We start from the raw sequence: 20077 nt of genomic DNA on the forward strand, positions 1-20077 counted from the left end.
GCCGCTGCGCTATCCTGTCAGAACTGTGCGACAGGGAGACAGCGCAATGCTTGGCAAAAATACTCTGAAACGACATGCGGAACTGGTAGACCAGATGGCAACCCACGTCGGGGTAGATCTGGAAGATTCGGCCATAGGCGGCGACGTCTCGATTGACCAGATCTCTGATGCGGTCCTGCGTTGCAGAGATTGTTCGAACCCAGATCATTGCGCGCAATTTCTAGCACAATCTGCCCAAGACCAGAAAACGCCGGAATACTGCAGGAACACGGCCCTGTTTGACCGTCTCACTTCGCTGTCGGAAAGCAAACACGACGGCTAGGAAAAAATAATGCCCCGCCATCGCCGCGTTTGACGGCGATTCGAGCAAAAAAAAGGCAGATCTGCCAATGACCCGAGATATTCTGGGCGACGTGGAGAAACACTTTTGGCTAACCCGGTCGGTGGCCAGATGTATGGATGTTTCGTTGGCCGAAGCGATGGCCGAGGGGAGGTTGACCACCAATGGTTATGCAGAAATCGTGACGCGCTGTCGTGCCTCTGGGTGCAGCGATCAATGCGAAAAGTGGTTGTCGAAACAACAGGTCAAAGCCAATTCGGCCCCTGAGTTCTGCGCGAATGGGGAAACGCTGAACGCTTTGAAGACTTAGTCAGAGCTTGGAATGCGAACCGTCGCACAGGGGCGGATTGGCCGTTTGTTTGCACCCGCAAAAGAACACCTTCTTGCTGGTCTCGGCAGTAAACTTCACCGGCTCATACTGGGTTCCCTTGTGTGAACCATCACAGAAGGGCTGGCGTTCTGACTTGCCACAAGCACACCAGAAGTAGGTTTTCCCTTCGGTCACGTCGACCGGGTAGGGGGCTTTTTGGGCAGGTTTCGGCTGATCTGACATGTGGCTGCTCCGCTTTTGGCTAATGTCGTGAAACAACTATAGGGCCTTCGTGCGGGGCGTGTAGAGCGCTTATGTTTCTTTAGGCAAGCAGCATGGTTTTGCCGCTCTCACAAAACTGTGATTGATTTTGTTGCAATAATATCAACGAGGTCGTATTTTGAGACTGGCCCCAGATAATAGGGCAATATGAGAAAATTTTTAGAGGATTGACGGACATGAAACTTAAATTTGCTGCCGTTAGCGCAATTGCCCTGGTTCTGGCTGCATGCTCGCAGCAGGAAGAGCCGACGCCGGTTTACATCACGCCTGAATACGACAAGTTCGGCACACCGAGCTGCCCGGCTGGAACCGACCTGGCCACAACCGAAGCGGGACAGACCATCTGTAACCCGGTCGCTCAATAAGAATTCCGCGGGCGGTCCTGTTTTGGCCGCCCGCTTACTCAACACAGTCGACCGCCCTTGTTGGGCGGTTTTTTTATGTCCGCTTTATGCCGACGCGGGCTCGGATCAGAATGCGTGGATAATGGGCAATCATCGCCTCGTTAGCCGTCAATATCCCTGTCCAAATGACTTGCGGTGATAGTGTTGACGCTTTGACCCGTACCGTGGTGCATAAAGGTAGCGATAGGATTTGTTTTTTAGCTTTTGCTGAACGTAGGGCGCGTTCTTAGGAACCGGTTTTGCTTGGTAGACCTTGCGCGTGTAGACTTTCGGAGAATAATAGTGCCGGTGAATGCGGATATTATTGCGGTTATGAACATGCTGCGATTTTGACCCAACAACAACTTGGCCGCCCGTTCCAACAGTGATGTTGCCTGCGGTCGCCGGGACGGCAAAAAGTTGGGACGCAAGTATCGCGGCCATGCAATTAAAAGAGATTGCACTAAGGTACGACATGAAAACCCTCCTTCTAGCGAGTTGAGGTTTCCATTTATGTTCCGGGAAAATCCCGTCTCAAGCCAATAAACTTAAATCACGCTCTGCCTATCGAGGGTGAACGGGCACATTGGGGTCAAGTGCGTTTGCCCCATAAATCGTATTCGCCGGCCTCATCGATCTCGACCGACACGATGTCACCAGGCTTCAGGTCATCGAAACCCTCATCGATGAACAGATTCCCGTCGATCTCGGGTGCGTCTGCCTTGGTGCGGCACGTGGCGGCTTCGTCATCAACCTCGTCCACGATCACGTCCATGGTCTGGCCCACCTTGGCGGCCAGCTTAGCCTCGGAGATGGCCTGAGCTTTTTCCATGAACCTGTCCCAACGCTCTTGCTTTACCTCGGCCGGTACGTGATCCGGCAGGTCGTTTGATCGCGCGCCATCGACATTTTCGTATTGAAAACAGCCGACACGATCCAGCTGGGCCTCGTCCATCCAATCCAGAAGGGTCTGGAACTCGGCCTCAGTCTCACCCGGATAACCAACGATAAAAGTAGACCGCAGGGTTATGTCGGGGCAGGTTGCGCGCCATGCGGCGATCTCGTCCAGAGTTTTGGCTGCCGCTGCCGGGCGCGCCATGCGTTTCAGAACGTCCGGATGGGCATGCTGGAACGGAATATCCAGATAGGGCAGGATGTTGCATCCGGCGTCGGCCATATGGGGGATCAACTCGCGCACATGCGGGTAGGGGTAGACGTAATGGAGCCGAACCCAGGCATCTAACTGCCCCAGCTCACGCGCCAGATCGGTGATGTGGCTGCGCACCTCGCGGTCCTTCCACGGGTTCACGTCATACTTCCGATCCAACCCATAGGCGGATGTATCCTGCGAGATCACCAGCAATTCACGCACGCCATTGTCGACCAGCTTTTCAGCTTCGCGCAGCACCGCGTGGGCTGGGCGGCTCGCCAGCTTGCCGCGCATGTCGGGGATGATGCAGAACTTGCATTTGTGGTTACAGCCCTCGGAAATCTTGAGATAACTGTAATGGCGGGGGGTCAACTGCACGCTTGCGGCGGGCAGCAGGTCCACAAACGGGTCAGGATCAGGCGGCACGGCCGAATGCACCGCATCCAGCACCTGTTCGTATTGATGCGGGCCAGTGACAGCCATGATGCGCGGGTGATGTTCTCGGATGTAATCCGGTTCCGCACCCAGACAGCCGGTCACGATGACTTTGCCATTCTCCACCAGCGCCTCACCAATTGCGTCCAGCGACTCGGCCTTGGCACTGTCAAGAAACCCGCAGGTATTCACGATCACGGCATCCGCGCCTGAATAGTCGGGCGAGATGCCGTATCCTTCGGCACGCAGGCGCGTCAGAATGCGCTCACTGTCGACCAGGGCTTTGGGGCAGCCCAAGGAAACCATGCCAATTGTTGGCTGGTTCGAACGTGGCGTCTCGGGCATCCGGGCGGCGGGCGCCAGGTCGGGGCGGAGGTTGGGCGGGTTCGTTGTCATTGCGCGGCATATAGTGGGGAACGCTTCCCCTTGCAAATGCGGCGCAGGCTTTGGATGATCTTTTTTAACGCATGAAAAAGGCGGAGAGCAGAATATGAAGTGGCTGTTGCGCATAGTTTTCCTGTTGGTGGCGGTTTTTGGCTTGGTCATTGGGGCCTTGCTGCTGATGCCCGGCGACAAGCTGGCCACCATATTGGCCGAGCAGGTCCGCACCCAAACCGGGCGCGACCTGAAACTTACGGGTGATGTGAACCTGTCTTTCTGGCCCGTGCTGGGGCTGGAAACCGGTCCGGTGACTTTTGGGAATGCACAATGGGCCGGTCCTGAACCAATGCTAAGCGCCGAAAGTCTGGCCGTGGGGGTTGATGCTGCCGCGCTGATCTCCGGGGACCTGCGCATCAAACGGGTGATCGCCGATTATCCGGTTCTGCGGTTGGAACTTTCGGATGGGCGTGGGAATTGGGAACTTTCGGCACCCTCAAGCACTGCCTCGGCAGGCGCCGCAAGTGGCGCGGCACCGCAAGGGCAGCAGGGCGAGGTGACGCTGGATCATCTGAAGCTGACGAACGCGCGCTTGGTCTATATCGAGAATGGCGCAACTAAATTCGATTTTACTAATGTTGATCTGGCGGCTAGTTGGCCGGACGTTTCAGCGCCTCTGCAGGTACAGGCTCAGATGGCGGTGCCCGGGGGTGCGGTCGATGTCGACCTCAAGATTCAAGATCTGCCAGCTTACGCATCCGGCGCGGTAACGCCGTTGGATTTGACCATGACCGCGCCCGGGGGAGAGTTCGGTTTTGTAGGGCGGGTCAATCTGGCTGGTGAAATGGACGGCAGGTTGCTGGCCAAAACGACGAACACGGAACGTATGCTGGCTGCTTTTGGACAGGCCGGTGTTGGGGTGCCATTGGGACTGGGCCGCGAGGCCGATGTGGCCGGGCAAATGACCTATACCAGTGATGGTCGGATTTCGCTGCGCAACTTGGTGGCATTGCTGGATAACAACCGCCTGACTGGCGAGGCAGATATTGTTATCTCGGACCCGCCGCAGATTACCGCGCGGCTGGAAGGCGATGACCTAGATCTCACTCAATTCAACGGCGCGACTGGTGGCACAGACGGACGGTCGGCACCATCGCCCGACCAAGGGTGGTCGACTACCCCGATTGATGCGTCTGCGCTGGCCTTGGCGAATGGTAAAATCCGCCTCAAGGCCAATTCCATTGCCGTACCGGGGCTGACGCTGGGACCAAGCGAACTGACGCTTAACCTTGATCGATCCAGGGCGGTTCTGCAGATGAACCCCGCCACATTGTTTTCAGGACGTCTGAACGGGCAGGTGGTTGCCAACAACCGGAACGGTTTGTCGGTCGGCGGTAATCTGTCCGCGGATGGCATGGACGTACAGCAAGCTCTGTCCGCTCTTGGCGGGATCGAGCGGTTGTCCGGCACCGGATCAGGGTCGTTTGAGTTTCTGGGAATTGGGCAGACCGAGGATCAGATCATGCGTTCACTTAGCGGCAAGGGGCGTGTGGACGTGGGCAAGGGCGTGATCTCGGGGTTTGATCTGGACCGCCTGATGGGCCGCAGCGGGGGCGAGGGCGGCACAACCGTTTTCAACAGCCTGTCCGCCAGCTTCACCATGGATCAAGGTGTGTTGTGGAACAACGACCTGTTGATGTCGCTGGATAACTTTCGGGCCGACGGTTCCGGTCGGGTCGGAATCGGCAACCGCGATATCGACTATCTTTTCACGCCTGTTGCGCTGCGCGCGAATTCGGGCAACGGCACTGCAGTGCCAGTGAAAATCGTCGGGCCATGGAGCAACCCGTCGATTAAGCCGGATCTGACCAAAGTCATCGAAGCTGTCGCCGAAGGAAAGGCCAAAGAGCTTGAAGATGAGGCCAAGCAGAAAGTCTTGGACAAGGTCGGGGACGAGCTGAATACGACGATCACGGACAGTGATCAGATCGAAGACGCGATCAAGAACAAACTGGAAGACGAAGTTAACAAGGGGCTGCTGAAGCTGTTTGGCGGTAACTAATCAGCGCCAATACGCAAAGGTTTCGGGGCAGAAGGCGCCCCGAAACGCAGTAGCGCTTAGATGGTCTGATCGTAGTCGCCCACACCAGGTTCCGTGCGAATGACCGCGTCGATATCGGCAAAGATTGCGCGCATTTCGTCCTCGCTCTGGCTGCTTTCGCAGACCACGACAAGGTTCGGAGTGTTTGAGGATGCGCGAACCAGACCCCAACTGCCATTGTCCAGAATGACACGAGCGCCATTGACAGTGACGACCTCTTTGATCGCGCGACCGGCAAAGGTGTCTCCGGCATCTGCCTTGGCGACCAGCTTGTCGACTAACCGCTGAAGAATGTCATACTTCTCGGTATCGGCAGCATAGGGCGACATGGTCGGCGTCGACCAAGTTTTGGGCAGCGCCTTGCGCAGGTCCGACATGCTTTGGTCAGGATTGCGATCCATCAGCTTGCAGATTTCGACGGCAACCCGCATCCCGCAGTCGTAGCCGCGCCCGATCGGTTCAGCCAGAAAGTAGTGACCAGACTTCTCAAAGCCGGCCAGCGCGTTGATCTCTTTGACCCGACGCTTCATGTGGCTGTGGCCGGTTTTCCAATAATCCGCTTTGACACCAAGGGCCTGCAGTTCGGGGTCGCTGGCAAACAGACCAGTGGATTTCACATCTGCCACAAAGGTCGAGTTCGGATACAATTTGGCCAGATCACGGGCCATGATCACGCCGACCTTATCGGCGAAGATCTCTTCCCCCTCATCATCCACAACACCGCAACGATCGCCGTCGCCGTCAAAACCCAGAGCCAGATCGGCACCGCTGGCTTTCACAGAGGCGGACATGTCGTGCAACATCTCCATAGCCTCGGGGTTGGGGTTATAGTGGGGGAAAGTATAGTCCAATTGGGTGTGGCTGGGCACCATTTCGACGCCAATGCGCTCGAAAATCTCAGGCGCAAAGGCCGAAGCCGTTCCGTTTCCAGTTGCGCATACGACTTTCAGGGGACGGGACATTTTGAAATCACCGACCAGATCGTCAATGTATGCCTCTTTCACGCCCTCGACGAATTCATAGGACCCACCGTCGTGGGTGGCGCCTTCGCCGTTCAGGACAATGTCACGTAACTCCGACATCTCATCGGGGCCGTGAGTCAGCGGGCGTTCAAAGCCCATCTTCACTCCGGTCCAACCGTTCGGGTTGTGGCTGGCTGTGACCATGGCTACGGCAGGCACATCCAGATGGAACTGTGCAAAATAGGCCATCGGGCTAAGCGCGGGGCCAATGTCCTTGACCTGAATGCCGGCCTGCATCAGGCCCAGGATCAGCGCGTTTTTGATCGCCAACGAATAGTCACGATAGTCATTTCCCACCGCGATCACCGGATCGATCCCACGTTTGCGCATCTGTGTGCCCAGACCCAAGCCAAGCGCGGTCATGCCGGGCAGATTGATCTCTTCGGGGTATTTCCAGCGTGCGTCATATTCGCGAAAGCCGGTCGGCTTGATCATCGGATCGCGTAGAAAACTCCAGGTGTTCGGGGTCACCTCTGGGATGGGTTTGGTCATGCTATTGCTCTTACTCAAATCTGTATAGGATTGGCTTTGGCCAATGCATCAAAGCGCATCAAAGTGTCAATCAATTGAGGCATTTGGTCCAGATAGATCATGTTGGGTCCGTCTGACGGAGACTTGTCCGGGTCTTCGTGTGTTTCAATAAACACAGCACCCACGCCGATGGCGGCAGCTGCGCGCGCCATCACCGGAGCAAATTCACGCTGACCGCCGGTCGAACCTCCAAGCCCTGCAGGCTGCTGAACGGAGTGGGTTGCGTCCATCACAACCGGATAGCCCGTCGCCGCCATCTGCGGGAGCGAGCGCATATCTGTCACCAAGGTGTTGTACCCAAACGAGGTGCCACGTTCTGTCAGCAGAATATTCGAGTTACCAACACTCTCGATCTTGGCGACAATATTCGCCATATCCCATGGCGCCAGAAATTGCCCTTTTTTGACATTGATCGCTGCGCCTGTTTGGGCTGCAGCCAACACCAAGTCGGTTTGACGGCACAATAACGCGGGAATCTGCAAAACATCACAAACATTGGCCGCATCTGCGCATTGCTCTGGCGTATGTACGTCAGTCAGGACAGGCACCCCAATTTGTTTTTTTACACCATCCAGAATGTCCAGTCCTTTGGCAATTCCGGGTCCACGGACACCTGATATTGAGGTGCGGTTCGCCTTGTCATACGAGGCCTTAAAAACGTACTGCGCACCGGCGGCATCACAGGCTTCTTTCATTTTGCCCGCGATCATCTGCGCATGATCCGCGCTTTCAAGCTGGCAGGGGCCAGCAATGATCGTCAGAGGCAGATCATTGCCGACCGTGAGATCGGAGATTTTTACATGTTTCATGTGTCTTACGAGGATACCTGTTCACGAAGGACCGACGCGGTAAGCGAGATCAACAGGTAGATACCAGCAAACAACAGAAAAGCCAAAATCGTATTTTCGAACTTGCGCGGATAGGTGGGTTCCTGACTTGGCACCGGCCTCACGGACACTGTCAGATAGCGCACTTTGCGATTTGCTTCTGTCCGTGTGGTTTCCATTTGCTGCATGGCTGTCTGCAACATCATGTCCCTTGCAACAAGATCGGCCTGTGCCATCTGAATTCGTAAACTGAGCCGGGCAAGCGAGTTTTCGCCTGCAGATACATCCAGCATTTCCGCGCTGAGTTCTTCCAACACAGCCTCAAGCCGCGCTATGTCTGCGCGGGCACCATCCACCTTGGCTTGGTTCGGACGACGGTTGTCCAGCAATGCGGCCAACTGCAGCTCTTTTTCCTGAATCTGCGTTTCCAGGGCGTCGATGCGGCCACGCAAGCTGGCGATGACGTTTTGCGGGTCCAGCAGCGCGCCTTGAATCTGAAGTTCGATCAGATCTTCCTGCGCATTCCTGCGCTCCTTCTGAGCCATTTCAAAACCATCCAACGCGTCGCGCATCTGGTCTTCGCGCTTGAGTTCTGAAAGCCCGTTCAATTTTTTTTCAGCGTAGGACAGTAGACGATCGGAAATGGCCACTGAAATTTCGGGATCAGGTGCCGCAACTTCCATCCGGATGATGCCGTCGCTCGGGTCGTATCCGATCGTAATCATGCGTCGGAAAAGCTTGTAGGCCTCTTCCAGCGTGGCGTCCGGCGAAAGCCGTTGAATGGGGTCGATCCAGTCTTGCTTGAAAATATCTGCATAGCCCATGTCGCGCTCAAGCCTCAGCAGCGCGTCCTTGGACTCCAAAAATTCCTGGGTGGCGACAGAATCCTGTGCGGTGGCGAATTGTGTGCCCGCCAAAAGCCCACCGAAAGCTGCGCCGCCCCCGTCTGCCTGCAGGATTGAGAAGGCCGAGTCACTGGCATACATGGGCGTTGCCACACGGTAGAAATAGAAACCGACAATAAAGGTCGGCAGAAAGACAAAAACCGCCAGGCGGGCAAACAATGCAAGCAGCTTGCGACGGCGACGGCGGGCGATATCTTTCTGTATCTCGCCAATTTCAAACTCGCGCCTCTGCGCGGGGGTCATCTCGGGCCCGGGTAGGGTCCTTCCACCTTCGCTGACCGTTTGCGGCAAATGAATCGTGACCTTGTCCTTGGCCTGATCCTCGGTCTGCGTCGGTTCATCCGTCATCCCCAACAAATTGGCACGATGAAACGGGTCGATGCCCTTTTGGCGCAGCAAACGCACTGCATCATAGTCCGAAGTCGCGTCTAGGCCGTTCTTTTGCGCCAGTCTGCGTGCCATCCGCAATTGGCGTCCGGTCAGCCCCTCACGTTTGATTGCGTCAATCTCGGTATTGGACTCCGAGTCATTGGCCGCAGCGGGTGGCTGCGTCGCCTTGCGAATGCGCGAGATGGCGTCAGCGCGGTCTTCTTCTGTTCCCGCGTTGCGGCGTTTGCGGTGCCAGTTGTAGATGCTAGCCTTGGGTTTGGTAGTCATATAGCTGCTTAGCCTCTTCCAAGGTGTCGAACATGTAAAGCTGTCCATCCATCAAAACGGCAGCCTCTTGCGCAAATTTTTCTAGCACGGAGGGGTTGTGTGACACGATCACCAGCGTCGTCGTCCGCAGTTTTTCCCGAAGGATGTCCCCGGCCTTCCTGTTGAATTCGACATCCGTCGACGCCGGCATCCCTTCGTCAATCAGGTACATGTCGAAATCCAGGGCCAACATCAACGCAAACGTAAAGCGCCCCTTCATACCGCTGGAGTAAGTGGCCAGAGGTTGGTCGAAATACTCTCCCAATCCACACAGCCACTTGCAATAAGATTCGACATAATCGGGGTCCATCCCGTAAATATTGGCGACGTAGCGCGCGTTTTCCAGGGCGGACAAATTGCCCGCGACACCTCCGGTGAAGCCCATAGGAAAAGACACCCGGCAGGACTTTCGAATCACGCCTTCATCGGGCTTTTCCAGCCCCGCCATCATATTGATCAACGTGGTCTTGCCGGTTCCGTTAGGTGCAAGAATGCCAATCGAGCGGCCTAGTTCCACGCGGAACGAGACGCTGTCCAGGATCACCTTGCGGCGTGTCCCGGTCCAGAAGGATTTACTGACATTTTCAAACTCAAGCATTAAGGACCTGCCGCTTGCACCTTGTTAATAGTACCGGATGTGCCGACAATCGGGTTGTTATCCTACGTTTTATATGGGCCATATTATGTCGAGTTTTGGTGGCAATGATCAATGCACCGGCAAGCGTGCTGTTGGTATTGTGACTTTTCCATCAGTTGGACACACGGACTGCGTTGACTATCTTTCAGGGTGACCGTCAACCAATTTGATGCAGGAAGCCTTGCCATCTGATGAATTCGCTACAGAAAGAAATCTCAGCCTGTCGTATTTGCGCGGAAAGATTTGCCACGACACAGACCGCGCATCAGCCGCGCCCAGTGGTCTGGTTTCGGCCCGGGACGCCGATTTTGATTGCCGGTCAGGCCCCTGGCGCACGGGTGCATGAATCGGGCCGGCCGTTTACCGATCCGTCCGGAGATCGCTTGCGAGATTGGCTTGGGGTGGATGAAGCCGTGTTCTACGACCGGTCACGGGTTTCAATCGTGCCAATGGCCTTTTGTTTTCCAGGCTATGATGCGCGCAAGGCGGATTTGCCGCCGCCCCCTGTGTGCGGCAAAACCTGGCACAACAAAGTCATGCAAACGCTGGGGGATATACCCCTGACTATTTTGGTGGGTGGGCACGCTCATAAATACCACCTGCATGTGCGCAGCTCGGTGACGGAAACGGTTCGCAACTGGCGGGACTTCGCGCCGCGTGTCTTTGCCTTGCCTCATCCCTCGTGGCGGAATACGGCATGGATGAAGAAAAACCCGTGGTTTCAGACCGACCTTCTGCCGGTTCTGCGTGCACGGGTGCAAGAGGTTCTGAATGACTGAAACCACGGCCCTGGACATTGCCTACGTCGCAATGACTGCCGCCCCAAACGATGATGCAGCGCGATTGCGGTTCTTCGAACGGCTTGCCGACAGCGAGCTGTTTCTGATGCTGACAGAAGAGGCGAAGGGCGAAAACATCTCACCCGAGTTGTTCGACGTCGCCGATGGGCGCTTTGTGCTGGCCTTTGACCGAGAGGACCGGTTGGCGCGGTTTGCCGAACGTCCTGTTCCTTATGTGGCGTTGTCGGGCCGGGTGTTGTCCTCCACGCTGGCGGGGCAGGGGATTGGGCTGGGTCTCAACCTCGAAGTTGCGCCGTCTTCTATGCTGATCCCGTCCGAGGCGCTGGGATGGCTGGCGGAAACCTTGCAGCATGGGCCAGAGGAGGTTCAGCAACGGTTGGCAGAGTTCTTGCCACCTGCGGGTCTGCCCGACGAATTGTTGACCGCGCTGGACGCGAAACTGGCTACCGCAGTTGGGCTGGCCGAAGCTGCATATCTGGTCGGAACGAAGTCCGATGGCGGCGGTTCCGGTCACCTGCTTGGGTTCATTGGTGCGGTCGAAGGGGCTAAGCCGGCACTGGCCAAGGCCGCGTCCGAGGCGTTGACGTTTTCCGGGATTGAAGCGGGGGCAATGGATGTCGGGTTCTTCGGTGCACACGATCAGGCTGCTGCCTCATTGGCGCGGGTCGGTTTGCGGTTCGACCTGCCACAGCCAGAGGCGCGCGTTGTCACGCAGACGATACCCGGTAGCAACCCGGATAAACCGCCAATTCTGAAGTAGGAAAAAGCCCCCCAAACGAATGATCTGCGGGGCTTTTGTGATTATTCCGCAGCTGCTTCCAGTTTGTCCTGTGTGCGGGTTTCGAAATCGCTGGCCTCGTGGCGTTCGTGCAGCTGGGTATGAGGCTCACCGAACGGGCGGTTGACCATGCGGCCCCGCTGAACGGCAGGGCGTGCGTCGATGGCCTTGGCCCACCGCATGACGTTCTTGTAGGATTCCACGTCCAGGAATTCCGCGGCGCTGTAAAGGCGGCCCAGAACCAGCTGGCCATACCAGGGCCAAATCGCCATGTCCGCGATGGTGTAGTCCTCGCCCGCGATATACGTCTTGTCGGCCAGTTCACGATCCAAAACGTCCAGCTGGCGCTTGGTCTCCATCGTAAAGCGGTCAATTGGGTATTCGAACTTTTCCGGCGCATAGGCGTAGAAATGGCCAAATCCACCGCCCAGATAGGGCGCGCTGCCCATCTGCCAGAAGACCCAGTTCATGACTTCCGCACGCTCCGGTCCGGACGCGGGCAAAAACGCGCCAAACTTTTCGGCCAGATGAAACAGGATCGAAGCGCTTTCGAACACGCGTGTCGGCTTGTCGCCCGAGCGATCCCAAAGAGCGGGGATTTTCGAGTTTGGGTTGGCCCCGACAAAGCCCGAGCTGAACTGATCGCCGTCGCCGATATTGACCAGCCATGCGTTGTATTCGGCACCTTCGTGACCCAGCGCCAGCAGTTCCTCCAGCATCACGGTCACTTTCACGCCGTTCGGCGTGGCCAGCGAATAGAGCTGCAGCGGGTGCCGTCCAATCGGCAGATCCTTGTCGTGGGTGGCGCCAGCGATTGGGCGATTGATGTTGGCAAATTGACCGCCATTCTGGCTGTCCCATGTCCAGACCTTTGGGGGCGTATAGGTCGGTTGCTCGCTCATTTCTTGCCTTTCTTTGCAAAGTGCAGGTGAATTGTCCGTCCATCACAACAGCTAATGTTGCAAAGCACCGAGTCCAACCCCCCAGAGCGCAGCGTTTTTGTAACAATCCTTACCCGACATCTCACGAATTCTCATTCAACGTCACAGCGACGCGAGGGGGACTTCGCAACGGATCTGAATCGCCTATTGTATGTTAAGACCCGCAAGTTCGGGCAGATCAACAACCCCGAGGACAAAAGGACTTACCACCATGAAACGTTTTGCCCTGACTGTAGCTGCGGCACTGACCCTTGCCGCTCCGGCTTTTGCTGGTGACCAGTATATTGACGGCACCGGGTTCGCCGTATCCGGCTACGATGTCGTCGCCTACCGCGGTCTGGATCAGGTTGCGGTTGGTCAATCTCAGCCCGCACCTGTACGCGGTCGTGCAGATATCACCGCGGAATACAATGGTGCCACTTGGGCATTCTCGTCTGAAGAGAACCGCGACAAATTTCAGGAGAACCCAGCCTTCTACGCACCGCAATATGACGGACATTGCGCTTATGGTGTGTCGAAGGGCGGCAAAGTCCCTGCGAACCCGAATCTGTGGCGCATCGTCGATGACAAGCTTTATCTGAACATCACCGATGTCGTCGTCGGTTTCTGGGAAGAAGATGTGCCCGGCAATATCAACCTCGCCGAAGGCAACTGGCCGGGGATCGAACCCGATGGCGCATCCTCCAGCGTGATCCCGAAATTTACCTCGGACGGCCCGGTTACAAAATAAGTGGCCACTCACCAAGTCAAAGCCCGGCTCATTTCAGCCGGGCTTTTTTGTCAATGCGCAAACGAGAATTCGTCCCGCATCTGCTGATTGGCATCAAACCTGATTCGAACGCTTTTGGCCCCGGGGAACGTACGCGCGATAATGGCATCGGGCACAACAACCTCGCCGCCGCCAGAGTCGTTGGACTGGAAATTCAGCACCTCGGTTTCCGTCTGGCGTGAGCTTGCCAAAACCGATGTCGGCAATGCCACGCGGTTTGCACCTTCATAGACCGGCGTTGAGACAAAGAATGTCACATGGCGTCCAAAGAACCCGACGGCATCGGGCACATGGTCCGACTTGCACATCAGCTCAGACTCCGGCGTTTCGACCTCGTCCGATCGGTCCGGCAACGCTGTGTTCAGCAGGGCGCGGCATGCGTTGATGTCGGCGGTTTCCAGTGTAAGGATACGACGGCGCAGTTTCGGACGTCGGGGTTTTCCGGACCCAACACCCTTTCCTGCCAGCCCTTCCTTGCGCAAAAAATCATATGCATCTTTAGCGCGGGTAAATCCGGAACTATCGCCCTCGGCCTGGTCTGGATGACCATGGAACGCAATGTCCCGCCAAGCGCTTCTGATGTCGTCCGAACTGGCGTTTTGATCCAACCCCAAAGCATACAGTGCTTCTGTGCGGGCTTTGATCTTCTCAACAGTTTCCATAACCCAATTTACTCATAACAAAATACAAAAACGTCACTGCTTCAGTTTGAGCAGGACGGTGAATTTGTCAAATTTCACGCAAAATTGAAGTTCTTACGGGAACAATTGCAACGCGTCGCGGCAATTGTTCTTAGTTTCTTTCCTGGCAGTGGAATACTGTCTTTTAGGCCGACCCGGTTAGGCTACGTTTTGCAGATCAGCCTTCGGCGTGATGCCAAGGGCAAAGCACACGTCACGCGTCAATTCCGGCCGGTTCAACGTGTAGAAATGCAGCTTGTCCACGCCCCCGTCGATCAGGTCCGAGCACAACTCGGTACACAATGCAGTGGCCAGCAAATCCTCACGGTCATCGCGCACGGCCTTTTCAAACGCCTGCTCGACCCATTGGGGAATGCGCGTGCCGCATCGTTTGGCGAAATTGCGTGCGCCCTTCCAGTTCTCGATCGGCAGAATGCCGGGCACAATAGGCTTGTCGATGCCTGCTTTTTCGCAGGCGTCCCGGAACCGAAAAAACGTCTCGGCCTCAAAAAAGAACTGGGTCAGGGCCTCATCTGCGCCTGCATCCAGTTTGGCTTTGAGCCAATCAATATCGGTGCGGGCGTTTTGTGCCTCGGGGTGAATGTCAGGGTAAGCACCGACGCGAATGTTGAACATCTCGGTCTCAGCCAGGGCCGAGATCAGTTCAACCGAGTTGGCAAAACCGTCGGGGTGCGGTTGGAACCGGTTCTGACCAGCAGGCGGATCGCCGCGCAGTGCCACGATGTCCTGAACACCTGCCCGCGCGAAGGTATCCGCAATTTCCAGCGTTTCCTGGCGCGAGGCATCAACACATGTCAAATGCGCGGCAACTGGTAAGCCTGACGATTTGTGCAGGGTCGCCACCGCATCGCGTGTCAGTTCCCGCGTTGTGCCACCCGCACCATAAGTGACTGAGACAAAGCGCGGCTCTAACGGGGCCAGAGTCTGGACCGTGTCCCAAAGACGAAACGAGGCTTCGAGCGTCTTGGGCGGAAAGAACTCGAATGAAATTTCTGGCTTGGTCATCACGGCCTCATTTGATTGGTACAAGGACCTTGTGCCAGTTTGGGCAATGTGAGACAAACTCATATTATTCAAGAACAACATGAGTATCACTGTAATGCACATTGAATTCCGCCACCTGCGCACGATCAAGGCGATCCACGAATGCGGTGGGCTTGCCCGTGCGGCGGATCAACTGAACATCACCCAATCCGCGCTGAGCCATCAGATCAAAGGGTTAGAGGAACAGGCGGGGGTTGAATTGTTCCTGCGCCGGTCCAAGCCGATGAAACTGTCGGCGGCCGGGCTGCGGCTGCTACGGTTGGCCGAACAGATATTGCCGCAAGTGCAGGCCACACAACAGGAATTCACGTCGCTTCGGGATGGGCGCACGGGGCGGATGCATATCGCGATCGAATGTCACGCCTGTTTCGAATGGCTGTTCCCGGTGCTTGAATCTTTCCGGAAATCCTGGGGTGATGTGGATGTCGATATCCGCCCGGGTTTGGCATTTGACGCCCTGCCAGCACTGCAAAAAGAAGAGGTGGATCTGGTCGTTTCGTCCGACCCAGAAGACCTGCCCGGCATCGAGTTCATTGAACTGTTTGATTATGACGCCGTTTTTGTCGCTGCATCATCCCACCCTTTGGCTCAGAAGGACTTCATCGAGGCCGAGGATTTCCGTGGTCAGACACTGATTACCTATCCGGTGGAGCGCACCCGGCTAGATGTGTTCAGCCAGTTGCTGATACCCGCGCGGGTCGAACCGGCCGCGATCCGGCAGGTTGAATTGACTGCAGTGATCCTTTTGCTTGTCGCGTCGAACCGCGGTGTTTCGGTGCTGCCTGACTGGGTTGTGCGCGAAGTGAAGTACAATTCCGACTACGTCACCCGCCCCCTGACCAAGGACGGCATCACCCGCAGGCTTTACGCGGCAGTGCGCAGCGAGGATCTGAAAAAACCTTTCGTGCAAGAGCTGATTCAGCTGGCCGAAACCGAAGCGCGCAAGCTGCAAGCGCAATAGGCAAAAAACGCGGATCTGGTATGCGCATCATTCCTCTTGGCAAGGGAGCTTTGCATCAGTATACGCGCGGTTTGACCGGACAGGAGCCTTTGGACAATGGTTGGCAGTGCAAACCTCAACATCATGATCAAAGCCGCGCGTAAGGCGGGGCGTTCTTTGGTCAAGGATTTCCGTGAAGTCGAGAACCTTCAGGTTTCGATGAAAGGCGCAGGCGACTTTGTGTCCAAAGCTGACATTGCTGCCGAGGCGATCCTGAAAGAGGAACTGCTGGGCGCGCGTCCGACCTACGGCTGGCTGGCCGAAGAGGGTGGCGTGATCGAGGGCGAAGACCCGACCCGCCGCTGGATCGTCGACCCGCTGGACGGCACCACGAACTTCTTGCACGGCCTGCCGCACTGGGCGATCTCAATTGCGTTGGAACACAAGGGTAAGATCGTGGCTGGCGTAATCTATGACGCCGCCAAGGATGAGATGTTCTTTGCCGAGAAAGGCGAGGGCGCTTGGATGAACGACATGCGTATCCGCGTGTCGGGCCGTCATCGGATGATCGAGTCGATTTTCTCGACCGGCCTGCCTTTTGGTGGCCGTTCGGACCTGCCTGCGACCCTGCAGGATCTGGCGCGTCTGATGCCTGCTTGTGCCGGTGTGCGCCGTTGGGGTGCCGCCGCGCTGGACATGGCTTATGTGGCAGCGGGGCGTTACGAAGGCTTTTGGGAGCGTCGCCTGAATTCCTGGGATGTGGCCGCCGGGATTATCATCGTCCAAGAAGCGGGCGGATTTGTTCAGGCGCTAAACCCTGAAGGCAACGTTTTGGAAGACGGTGAAGTGATCTGTTCGAACGAGCCGATTTTCGACCAGTTTTCCAAGGTGATCCGAGGCTAATCAGCCATATAGCAATTCCGTAAGCGCGCCCCGATTGAGGCGCGCTTTTTTGTTTTCAGAGGGTAGCGCGTTGCGCCAGACCTGCTTCGTCCGCCAACCGCGCGGCGACGGATGCCACGGCGAGGTCCTGTAGCCCCACGCCAGTGCCGTCGAAGAGGGTGATCTCGTCCTCGTTGCTCCGCCCGGGATGATCGCCGTTGATGACCGCACCAATTGGGGTGATCTGTGTTTCGGTCAAAGTGCCGTTTCCTATAGCGTGCTGCGCCTCGCCAATCGTCGCGGATTGGGCGACCTCGTCGGTGAAAACGGTGGCCGAGGCGACCAGCGCGGGATCGACCTCCATCTTGCCTTTCGTGTCTGTGCCCATACAGGCCAGATGCGTACCGGGTTTGATCCAGTCTTTCATCAATAGCGGCTCGAACGCCGAGGTGATGGTGATGATGACATCCGATTGGGCACCCAGCTCTTGTTGACTGACGGCTTCAAACTCCAGTCCGATTTCTTCGGCGACAGCCGCCAAACGGGGAAGCATGTCGGGATGCGGGTTCCAGGCGACAACTTTTTCAAAGTCCCGCTGTTCCGTGGCGGCGCGTAGCTGGAAGGCCGATTGATGTCCGGCGCCAACCATGCCCAGCACTTTGGCGTCTTTTCGGGCAAGATGTGCGATGGAAACCGCTGATGAAGCCGCTGTTCGCACGGCCGTTAGGTAGTTGCCACCCACCAATGCCGAAAGCCGCCCCGTGTCGGGATCGAACAGAAACACCGTGGATTGGTGATTGGTTAGTCCCTGTTCGGCATTGCCCGGCCAATAGCCGCCGGACTTCACCCCAAGTACCTGACCATCCCGGTCGAACCCGGATTTGAACCCATACAGTGCATCGGCATAACCCAGCGCCTCGCGAACAACCGGAAAGTTCCGTGCTCCACCGCTGGCCATCGCACCAAACACGGATTGCACCGCATCAAAGGCCTGTTGGCGGCCCACCAGCTGTTCGCACAGGTCTTCGCCTACTATCAGCAGGCTATCTTGAGTGGTCATAGCATCCCTCATCAATAAGCCTTTCCGCGGGCCGACACGGGCCACAGAGCCTCAACCTTGCCGCCGCGTACGCCGACATACCAATCGTGGACGTTGCAGGTGGGATCACAGTGGCCGGGCACAAGCCGCAGCTTGTCGTTCACCTTCAAAACGCCGTCGGGGTCGCCAATGACACCGTGCTCGTCCGAACATTTGAGGTATTCCACATCGTCGCGCCCAAAGATGAAGGGCAGGCCGCTATCGACCGATTGCGCCTTGAGGCCGGCGTCGCAGATGGCCTTGTCAGTCTTGGCATGGCTCATCACGCTGGTCAGAATGAACAGCGCGTTTTCCCATTCACCCTGATCGATCCGCTTGCCGTTCTCGTCCAGAATGCGCCCATAATCCGCATCCATGAAAGCGTAGGATCCGCACTGCAGCTCGTTGTAAACGCCTGAATTGCTCTCGAAGTAGTACGATCCTGTGCCACCACCCGAAACCAGTTCGCAGTCGATGCCTTCGGCCTTCAAACCGTCAACCGCGTCTTTGACCATGGCGATGGCTGTATCGAGCTTCTCTTTGCGCGCCTCATAGGTGTCGAGGTGCTGCATTGCGCCCTGATAGGCCTGAATGCCGGTAAATTTCAGGTTGGGCGCTGCGTTGACTGCCTTCGCGATATCGACAACGGCTTGGGTCGAGGTCACGCCGCACCGGCCTGCGCCGCAGTCTATTTCCACAAAGACTTCAAGTTCTGTGCCGTGATCGACAGCGGCTTTCGACAGGTCGGCGACATTGTCGATATCGTCTACGCACACAATAGTGCGCGCGCCCAATTTTGGCAGCTGCGCCAACCGGTCGATCTTGGCCGGGTCGCGGACCTGGTTCGACACGAGGACATCCTTGATGCCGCCCCGCGCGAATACCTCAGCCTCAGATACCTTTTGACAGCAGACGCCAACCGCACCGCCGAGCTGTTCTTGTAGCTTGGCGACGTCGACGGACTTGTGCATCTTGCCGTGCACGCGGTGGCGCATACCGTGGGCCTTCGCATAATCGCCCATCTTCTTGATGTTCCACTCCAGCGCATCGAGGTCCAGGATCAGGCAAGGGGTCTGGATTTCGCTTTCATCCATGCCGATGGCGGCGGGGATGTCGAACCCGACTTCCAGCTCTTTGATGTTTACAGGTTTGTTCATGTCGTTCCTCCTTACCCTTTCAGCCAGGGCAGTTTGTCCAGATCTACGTTGCCGCCGGTGATGATCACGCCGACGCGCTTGCCACGGAATACGTCTGGGTTCTTGAGTATGGTTGCCAGAGGCACGGCCGATGACGGCTCCATCACGACGCGCAGGTATTTCCACGTCAGCTTCATCGCTTCGATGATTTCGGCATCAGAAGCGGTGAAAATGTCGGTCACGTTTCGGGACACGAAGTGCCACGTGTTCTCTTTCAGCGGCACCAGTAGTCCGTCGGCTATCGTTTTTGGCGCATCATCGGCGATGATGTGGCCTGCTTTGAAGGACCGATATGCGTCGTCCGCCTGTTCTGGCTCGGCGGCATAGATCGCAGTATCGGAGGCCAGGTTCGAAACCGTCAGGCACGTGCCCGAGACCATGCCTCCGCCTCCGATCGGGGCGATGACCGCATCCACTCCGTCTGTCTGTTCCAACATTTCGGTCGAGCAGGTGGCCTGACCCGCAATGACGCGCGGGTCGTTATATGGGTGCACGAACTCTCCGCCTGTTCTGGCCTGCACTTCGGCAAAGGTCGCCTCGCGGGATGAGGTTGACGGCTCGCACTCCGTGATCGTCCCGCCATAACGGCGCACGGCGTCCTTCTTGGCTTGCGGCGCAGTGCGCGGCATCACCACGTTACAGGGAATACCCCGCCGTCCGGCGGCATAAGACAGGGACAAGGCGTGGTTGCCACTGGAGTGTGTGCAAACACCCTTGGTCGCCATATCATCACTCAGGCCGAAAACCGCATTGCTCGCACCGCGTACTTTGAACGCACCGGCCTCTTGAAAGTTCTCGCATTTAAAGAACAGTTGCGCTCCGGTCAGATCGTTCAAGTAGTCCGACACCATGATCGGGGTGCGCCGGATGAAGGGTTTAATCCGTTCATGCGCAGCGCGCATATCGTCGATTGTCAGATCGGCTGCGGGGATGTGATCCAGCATTGCCATC

21 protein-coding genes are annotated in these 20077 nt (G+C 56.9%); 9 read left to right on the forward strand and 12 right to left on the reverse strand.

The genetic code is table 11. The features are described 5' to 3' along the window. Positions 1–46: 46 nt before the first annotated feature. Both DS906_RS09245 and DS906_RS09250 read left to right on the forward strand, forming a co-directional pair. Complete coding sequence (locus DS906_RS09245) at positions 47–322, forward strand: DUF6455 family protein (RefSeq protein WP_113789882.1); 276 nt, start codon at positions 47–49, stop codon at positions 320–322. Between the two features lie 67 nt (positions 323–389). After that, on the forward strand, positions 390–650 hold the full coding sequence (locus tag DS906_RS09250; RefSeq protein ID WP_113789883.1) for a DUF6455 family protein: 261 nt from the start codon (positions 390–392) through the stop codon (positions 648–650). On the opposite strand, the gene DS906_RS09255 is transcribed toward DS906_RS09250, so the two are convergent. Beyond that, on the reverse strand, positions 651–893 hold the full coding sequence (locus DS906_RS09255) for a CDGSH iron-sulfur domain-containing protein (RefSeq protein WP_113789884.1): 243 nt from the start codon (positions 891–893) through the stop codon (positions 651–653). Between the two features lie 215 nt (positions 894–1108). Between DS906_RS09255 and DS906_RS09260 the strand changes: the two genes are divergently transcribed. Then, entirely contained in the window at positions 1109–1297 is a 189-nt protein-coding gene (locus DS906_RS09260) for a hypothetical protein (RefSeq protein ID WP_113789885.1), read from the forward strand. 610 nt (positions 1298–1907) lie between these two features. On the opposite strand, the gene rimO is transcribed toward DS906_RS09260, so the two are convergent. Beyond that, positions 1908–3296, reverse strand: coding sequence for a 30S ribosomal protein S12 methylthiotransferase RimO (gene rimO / locus DS906_RS09270; RefSeq protein WP_113789887.1), 1389 nt, complete (start codon positions 3294–3296; stop codon positions 1908–1910). A gap of 94 nt (positions 3297–3390) precedes the next feature. Between rimO and DS906_RS09275 the strand changes: the two genes are divergently transcribed. Further along, entirely contained in the window at positions 3391–5340 is a 1950-nt protein-coding gene (locus DS906_RS09275; RefSeq protein ID WP_113789888.1) for an AsmA family protein, read from the forward strand. A gap of 56 nt (positions 5341–5396) precedes the next feature. On the opposite strand, the gene DS906_RS09280 is transcribed toward DS906_RS09275, so the two are convergent. The 4 genes from DS906_RS09280 to DS906_RS09295 are packed head-to-tail and all read right to left on the reverse strand — an operon-like array spanning position 5397 to position 9958. Further along, on the reverse strand, positions 5397–6893 hold the full coding sequence (locus tag DS906_RS09280) for a phosphomannomutase/phosphoglucomutase (protein ID WP_113789889.1): 1497 nt from the start codon (positions 6891–6893) through the stop codon (positions 5397–5399). A gap of 14 nt (positions 6894–6907) precedes the next feature. Then, positions 6908–7741 (reverse strand): 3-deoxy-8-phosphooctulonate synthase, encoded by an 834-nt coding sequence (gene kdsA / locus DS906_RS09285; protein ID WP_113789890.1) that lies wholly within the window; start codon positions 7739–7741, stop codon positions 6908–6910. 5 nt (positions 7742–7746) lie between these two features. Then, on the reverse strand, positions 7747–9321 hold the full coding sequence (locus DS906_RS09290; RefSeq protein ID WP_113789891.1) for a capsule biosynthesis protein: 1575 nt from the start codon (positions 9319–9321) through the stop codon (positions 7747–7749). Then, positions 9299–9958: an ABC transporter ATP-binding protein gene (locus DS906_RS09295; protein WP_113789892.1), complete on the reverse strand. Its 660-nt coding sequence runs from the start codon at positions 9956–9958 to the stop codon at positions 9299–9301. The genes DS906_RS09290 and DS906_RS09295 overlap by 23 nt, the downstream gene beginning before the upstream one ends. A 230-nt stretch (positions 9959–10188) precedes the next feature. Here DS906_RS09295 and DS906_RS09300 point away from each other — a divergent pair, with 230 nt between their 5' ends. Continuing rightward, positions 10189–10776: a uracil-DNA glycosylase family protein gene (locus tag DS906_RS09300; RefSeq protein WP_113789893.1), complete on the forward strand. Its 588-nt coding sequence runs from the start codon at positions 10189–10191 to the stop codon at positions 10774–10776. Continuing rightward, on the forward strand, positions 10769–11557 hold the full coding sequence (locus tag DS906_RS09305; protein WP_113789894.1) for an SseB family protein: 789 nt from the start codon (positions 10769–10771) through the stop codon (positions 11555–11557). Before DS906_RS09300 ends, DS906_RS09305 begins: the two co-directional genes overlap by 8 nt. A 41-nt stretch (positions 11558–11598) precedes the next feature. Here DS906_RS09305 and yghU read toward each other — a convergent pair whose 3' ends face one another. Beyond that, positions 11599–12477, reverse strand: a complete 879-nt coding sequence (gene yghU / locus DS906_RS09310; protein ID WP_113789895.1) for a glutathione-dependent disulfide-bond oxidoreductase — start codon at positions 12475–12477, stop codon at positions 11599–11601. Positions 12478–12727: 250 nt separating this feature from the next. On the opposite strand from yghU, the gene DS906_RS09315 reads away from it, so the two are divergent. After that, positions 12728–13246 (forward strand): YHS domain-containing (seleno)protein, encoded by a 519-nt coding sequence (locus tag DS906_RS09315; RefSeq protein WP_113789896.1) that lies wholly within the window; start codon positions 12728–12730, stop codon positions 13244–13246. A 50-nt stretch (positions 13247–13296) separates the two neighbouring features. Here the strand turns inward: DS906_RS09315 and DS906_RS09320 are convergent, their stop codons facing one another. Both DS906_RS09320 and metF read right to left on the reverse strand, forming a co-directional pair. Further along, on the reverse strand, positions 13297–13947 hold the full coding sequence (locus tag DS906_RS09320) for a J domain-containing protein (RefSeq protein ID WP_113789897.1): 651 nt from the start codon (positions 13945–13947) through the stop codon (positions 13297–13299). Positions 13948–14124: 177 nt separating this feature from the next. Continuing rightward, positions 14125–14991: a methylenetetrahydrofolate reductase [NAD(P)H] gene (metF, locus tag DS906_RS09325; RefSeq protein WP_113789898.1), complete on the reverse strand. Its 867-nt coding sequence runs from the start codon at positions 14989–14991 to the stop codon at positions 14125–14127. Positions 14992–15085: 94 nt separating this feature from the next. Here metF and DS906_RS09330 point away from each other — a divergent pair, with 94 nt between their 5' ends. Further along, the gene (locus DS906_RS09330; protein WP_113789899.1) at positions 15086–15991 is read left to right on the forward strand and encodes a LysR family transcriptional regulator; all 906 of its coding nucleotides are present in this window, start codon (positions 15086–15088) and stop codon (positions 15989–15991) included. A 96-nt stretch (positions 15992–16087) separates the two neighbouring features. Beyond that, positions 16088–16873 carry an inositol monophosphatase family protein gene (locus DS906_RS09335; protein WP_058275936.1) on the forward strand — a complete coding sequence of 262 codons (786 nt, stop codon included), beginning with the start codon at positions 16088–16090 and terminating at the stop codon, positions 16871–16873. A 55-nt stretch (positions 16874–16928) separates the two neighbouring features. On the opposite strand, the gene bhcD is transcribed toward DS906_RS09335, so the two are convergent. From bhcD to bhcB, 3 genes are read right to left on the reverse strand one after another with little or no spacing between them, the layout of a single operon-like run. Continuing rightward, a complete protein-coding gene (gene bhcD / locus DS906_RS09340) occupies positions 16929–17912 on the reverse strand; it encodes an iminosuccinate reductase BhcD (RefSeq protein ID WP_113790037.1) in 984 nt (327 codons plus the stop codon). Positions 17913–17923: 11 nt separating this feature from the next. Continuing rightward, on the reverse strand, positions 17924–19087 hold the full coding sequence (bhcC, locus tag DS906_RS09345; RefSeq protein WP_113789900.1) for a 3-hydroxy-D-aspartate aldolase BhcC: 1164 nt from the start codon (positions 19085–19087) through the stop codon (positions 17924–17926). Between the two features lie 11 nt (positions 19088–19098). Then, on the reverse strand, positions 19099–20070 hold the full coding sequence (bhcB, locus tag DS906_RS09350; protein WP_113790038.1) for a beta-hydroxyaspartate dehydratase BhcB: 972 nt from the start codon (positions 20068–20070) through the stop codon (positions 19099–19101). Positions 20071–20077: the final 7 nt, after the last annotated feature.

This window comes from Ruegeria sp. A3M17 (assembly GCF_003318255.1).
Taxonomy (GTDB): domain Bacteria; phylum Pseudomonadota; class Alphaproteobacteria; order Rhodobacterales; family Rhodobacteraceae; genus Ruegeria.

Excerpts from the sequence above, each read along its gene's own strand:
- DS906_RS09295 (WP_113789892.1), bottom strand. The coding sequence starts at position 9,958 with ATGCTTGAGTTTGAAAATGTCAGTAAATCCTTCTGGACCGGGACACGC.
- metF (WP_113789898.1), bottom strand. The coding sequence starts at position 14,991 with ATGACCAAGCCAGAAATTTCATTCGAGTTCTTTCCGCCCAAGACGCTC.
- bhcB (WP_113790038.1), bottom strand. The coding sequence starts at position 20,070 with ATGCTGGATCACATCCCCGCAGCCGATCTGACAATCGACGATATGCGC.
- rimO (WP_113789887.1), bottom strand. The coding sequence starts at position 3,296 with ATGACAACGAACCCGCCCAACCTCCGCCCCGACCTGGCGCCCGCCGCC.
- DS906_RS09245 (WP_113789882.1), top strand. The coding sequence starts at position 47 with ATGCTTGGCAAAAATACTCTGAAACGACATGCGGAACTGGTAGACCAG.
- DS906_RS09330 (WP_113789899.1), top strand. The coding sequence starts at position 15,086 with ATGCACATTGAATTCCGCCACCTGCGCACGATCAAGGCGATCCACGAA.
- kdsA (WP_113789890.1), bottom strand. The coding sequence starts at position 7,741 with ATGAAACATGTAAAAATCTCCGATCTCACGGTCGGCAATGATCTGCCT.
- DS906_RS09300 (WP_113789893.1), top strand. The coding sequence starts at position 10,189 with ATGAATTCGCTACAGAAAGAAATCTCAGCCTGTCGTATTTGCGCGGAA.
- DS906_RS09290 (WP_113789891.1), bottom strand. The coding sequence starts at position 9,321 with ATGACTACCAAACCCAAGGCTAGCATCTACAACTGGCACCGCAAACGC.
- DS906_RS09255 (WP_113789884.1), bottom strand. The coding sequence starts at position 893 with ATGTCAGATCAGCCGAAACCTGCCCAAAAAGCCCCCTACCCGGTCGAC.
- DS906_RS09305 (WP_113789894.1), top strand. The coding sequence starts at position 10,769 with ATGACTGAAACCACGGCCCTGGACATTGCCTACGTCGCAATGACTGCC.
- DS906_RS09275 (WP_113789888.1), top strand. The coding sequence starts at position 3,391 with ATGAAGTGGCTGTTGCGCATAGTTTTCCTGTTGGTGGCGGTTTTTGGC.
- DS906_RS09335 (WP_058275936.1), top strand. The coding sequence starts at position 16,088 with ATGGTTGGCAGTGCAAACCTCAACATCATGATCAAAGCCGCGCGTAAG.
- DS906_RS09315 (WP_113789896.1), top strand. The coding sequence starts at position 12,728 with ATGAAACGTTTTGCCCTGACTGTAGCTGCGGCACTGACCCTTGCCGCT.
- yghU (WP_113789895.1), bottom strand. The coding sequence starts at position 12,477 with ATGAGCGAGCAACCGACCTATACGCCCCCAAAGGTCTGGACATGGGAC.
- bhcC (WP_113789900.1), bottom strand. The coding sequence starts at position 19,087 with ATGAACAAACCTGTAAACATCAAAGAGCTGGAAGTCGGGTTCGACATC.
- DS906_RS09250 (WP_113789883.1), top strand. The coding sequence starts at position 390 with ATGACCCGAGATATTCTGGGCGACGTGGAGAAACACTTTTGGCTAACC.
- DS906_RS09320 (WP_113789897.1), bottom strand. The coding sequence starts at position 13,947 with ATGGAAACTGTTGAGAAGATCAAAGCCCGCACAGAAGCACTGTATGCT.
- DS906_RS09260 (WP_113789885.1), top strand. The coding sequence starts at position 1,109 with ATGAAACTTAAATTTGCTGCCGTTAGCGCAATTGCCCTGGTTCTGGCT.
- bhcD (WP_113790037.1), bottom strand. The coding sequence starts at position 17,912 with ATGACCACTCAAGATAGCCTGCTGATAGTAGGCGAAGACCTGTGCGAA.
- DS906_RS09280 (WP_113789889.1), bottom strand. The coding sequence starts at position 6,893 with ATGACCAAACCCATCCCAGAGGTGACCCCGAACACCTGGAGTTTTCTA.